Annotated in this window: 2 protein-coding genes and 1 pseudogene; all 3 read left to right on the top strand. The window is 53.9% G+C overall.

Going from position 1 to position 3,408, the window contains the following annotated elements:
- Window positions 1-1,482 (top strand): LPS-assembly protein LptD (locus D5S03_RS04575; protein ID WP_287042803.1); only part of this gene is annotated, 1,482 nt, incomplete at its 5' end.
- 2 nt (window positions 1,483-1,484) lie between these two features.
- Entirely contained in the window at window positions 1,485-3,212 is a 1,728-nt protein-coding gene (gene mutL / locus D5S03_RS04570) for a DNA mismatch repair endonuclease MutL (protein WP_287042802.1), read from the top strand.
- Window positions 3,213-3,247: 35 nt separating this feature from the next.
- Window positions 3,248-3,408: pseudogene (locus D5S03_RS04565) on the top strand (phosphoribosylamine--glycine ligase N-terminal domain-containing protein); the annotation flags it as partial.

Below are 3,408 nucleotides of genomic sequence, written 5' to 3'. Positions count from 1 at the left end.
GTCCACGACCAGGGCAATGAACCAAGCAGGTTCGAAGATGACGGCCTGTTCAGGCCCAACCGGGACCGCTACTGGATAAGGGGTAAATACGATCATTACGATCCGGCTACGGAATGGACCTACCGCCTGGATGTGGACTATGTTTCGGATCAGAATTATCTGCGGGAGTTCAGTGATGGTCACTCAGGATATTATGCCAGCCGGGACGAGTTCGAGGATGAATTCGGCCGGGACATCCAGGGGCGGGACCGGCTAAGAAGAAACAATATTTTCAGTGCCAGCCGCAGCTGGAACAATCTGGGATTTAACACCAGGCTGGTGTACACCGACAACCTGGAATACAGAAACAGAAATAAGCCTGCACGCAGAAACCCCACAGTGCAGAGGCTGCCCGAAGTCAACCTGGATCTGTACCGCACCAGCATCGGAGATTCGCCTTTTGAACTGGAATCATCCAACCAGGGCGTCTATTTCTGGAGGGAGTACGGCACCACCGCCACCAGGCTGGATGTTCATCCCAGGCTTAGCATGCCCATTAGAAGCGGATGGGGAAGGATAATTCCCAGCGCAGGCTGGAGGCAGACTAGCTACTTCGTGGACAATTTCCAGGATGAACCTGTAGAGCGCGATACTGACAGCCGGTTTCAAACCAGGGGGATATATGATTTCAATATCCGGGCGGATACTGAACTGCAGCGCATATTTGAGATGGGACCGGCCCCTGAAGTAAAATGGGGAAGTGTGGGCGAGTCAGCCTGGACCGGAGTGAAGCATTCCATGCTCCCTGAACTGGAGTTCGACTACATACCTGACAAGGACCAGGATAAATATCCAAGCTTCGATTCCACCGATCGCATCGCTGCCAGAGAGGAATTGACATACAGCCTTAGAAATATATTCACCCGCAGACTGGAGCGCGTCCGCCAGGGGACAGATGAGGGGGAACCGGTTTTAAGCCAGGACTACCGGGATTTTTTGCGCTTGGAACTGGAGCAGTCATATGACTTCAGGGAGGCCAGGCGCAGCCACAGCCGGGAATACAGCCGCAGACCGTTTTCGGATCTTCTGGCCGAGATCAGCTTCAACCCTAATCAGTACATTACACTCAGCAACAAAACCTGGTATTCTTTCTACGAAAATATGGTCACTGAGCACGAACATACACTGACCCTGACCTGGCCGGATGTGGCCAGCACCTGGTTCAGCCTGGATTTTTTAAATGAGATAGACGAATACAAAAGAACAGTGGATGAGAGGATAAATATCCTGGAAGTGGGCATGGACCTGGACTATTTTCGCAAATGGCGCTTTGAGGCCTCCATGAAAAGAGACATGGAAGATTCCAGGGCCCTGGAAAACAGGCTTTCGGCCGAGTACAGGCACCAGTGTTACGGATTTATGTTTGAATACAAAAAAACTGATTACGATCACAGCTTCGCCTTTCACATTAAACTGTTGAACCTGGGAGAATGGGGGATCTGAGCGTGAGCAGTATAAGAGTCCTTCCTCCGGGTCTTCAGAACCAGATAGCCGCCGGAGAAGTGGTGGAAAGGCCTTCCAGCGTGGTCAAGGAGCTTGTGGAAAACAGCCTGGATGCTGGAGCAGGAAGTGTCCAGGTGTACCTGGAGCAGGGAGGGCAGGCCCTGGTGGAGGTGGTTGACGACGGGGCGGGCATGCTGCCTGATGATATGGCTCTGGCGGTTACCAGGCATGCCACCAGCAAGATTTTCAGCATGCAGGACCTGGCCTCGGTGCAGAGTTTCGGCTTCAGGGGGGAAGCTCTGCCCAGTATAGCCTCGGTGTCCAGGCTCAGGCTTTCTTCCTGCGTCCAGGGCCGGGATGAAGGCAGTTTTCTGGAGATCCTTTACGGAGATCATCTGGAAAAGGGTCCAGAGGCCATGGATCCAGGCACTAAGGTTAAAGTGCAGAACCTGCTGGCCAATATTCCGGCCAGGCTCAAGTTTTTAAAAACCAAAAATACAGAGGCCAGAAAGTGCTCGGAAAATTTTATCCGCCTGGCCCTGGCCAACCTGGAGGTTGACCTGGAGCTGTACTCCGAGGGACGCAGCCTGCATCGTTTCTTTGCAAATGAAAACCTCAAGGAAAGACTTTCCAGGGTGTGGCCGGAGCAGTTGTGCCGGGATCTAAAGGATGTGGAGCTGGATCAGGGGGATTTCCGGGTGCACGGGGTGGCCTCATCCCCGGAAAACGCCCAGGCCAGGGGAGAGCGCATGCTCTTTTACGTGAACAACCGCGCAGTCAAGGATAAAACCCTCATCTCGGCCCTGAAGCAGGCCTACAAGGGCAGGCTTCTTTCCCGGGAGTACCCCCAGGCGGTCATTTTCCTGGAGATCCCCCCGGAAGAGGTGGATGTAAACGTGCATCCGGCCAAGTCGGAGGTGCGCTTTCGCAATGAAAAGCATGTTTTCTCCCTGGTGTCCAGGGCGGTGGGCAAGGTGCTGGACAAAAATTATTTTCAAGTACCTGAAATGCCGGCAGAGGAGGTTGACGTCGCCGGCAGAGCTGACTCGCCCAGGTATGGTCCCGGCCCAGGGGAAACCCGCCCGGAAATGCCTGTTTTCCGGGAAGACTTCCGCCATGAAACCGCTCCGGATTATGGGGACAGGCCCCCGAAAAAACCTGCACCCCCGGTTCATGCCCCGGATATGGGGCTTTCTTATCTGGGTCAGGTGGAAAACAACTATCTGGTTTTCCTCAATTCTTCTGGCAGGTTGCTGGTGGTGGACCAGCACGGGGCACATGAAAGGGTGGTCTTTGAATATCTCAAGAACAGACAGGGATCTGTTCAGAGCAGAATGCTGGCCATGCCCATGCAGATAGAGCTGCACCAGGCTGAAAAGAATCTTCTGGAGGAGATATGGTCAATGCTCAGGTCCCTGGGTTTTGTTCTGGAGCTACACGATGAAAGGCTTTTGCAGGTAAAAGGCCTTCCGGATATTTTGACCTCTGGGGAAGGAATTGAGGCGCTGCGTTCCATGCTGGAGGATAAGGCCAGGGATATGGACGGGATTTTGATTGCCATGGCCTGCAGGACATCCATCAAGTCCGGCAGTTCCATGACCCGGGACGAGGCCCTGGGCCTGGCTCATAAGCTCATGCAGTGCAAAGAGATGAATTTTTGTCCCCACGGCCGGCCCATATGCATGGACTTGGGCGGCAAAGAACTGGAAAGGCTTTTTAAGCGCAGATAGTTTCAGGATCAAACTTGTAATTCACAGGAGCAGATATGCGGGTTTTGATAGTTGGTTCCGGTGGAAGGGAGCACGCCCTGGCCTGGAAGATAAGGCAGAGCCCCAGGGTGGAGAGGCTGTTCATAGCCCCGGGCAACGGCGGAACAGCCCTGGAAGGAGAAAACGTTGCCGTAGACGTGGACGATATACCCGGACT

The organism is Desulfonatronospira sp. MSAO_Bac3, assembly GCF_003838035.1.
Classification (GTDB): domain Bacteria; phylum Desulfobacterota; class Desulfovibrionia; order Desulfovibrionales; family Desulfonatronovibrionaceae; genus Desulfonatronospira; species Desulfonatronospira thiodismutans.
The sequence above is the reverse complement of the archived record's forward strand: the minus strand, read 5'-3'. Positions and strand labels throughout refer to the sequence as shown.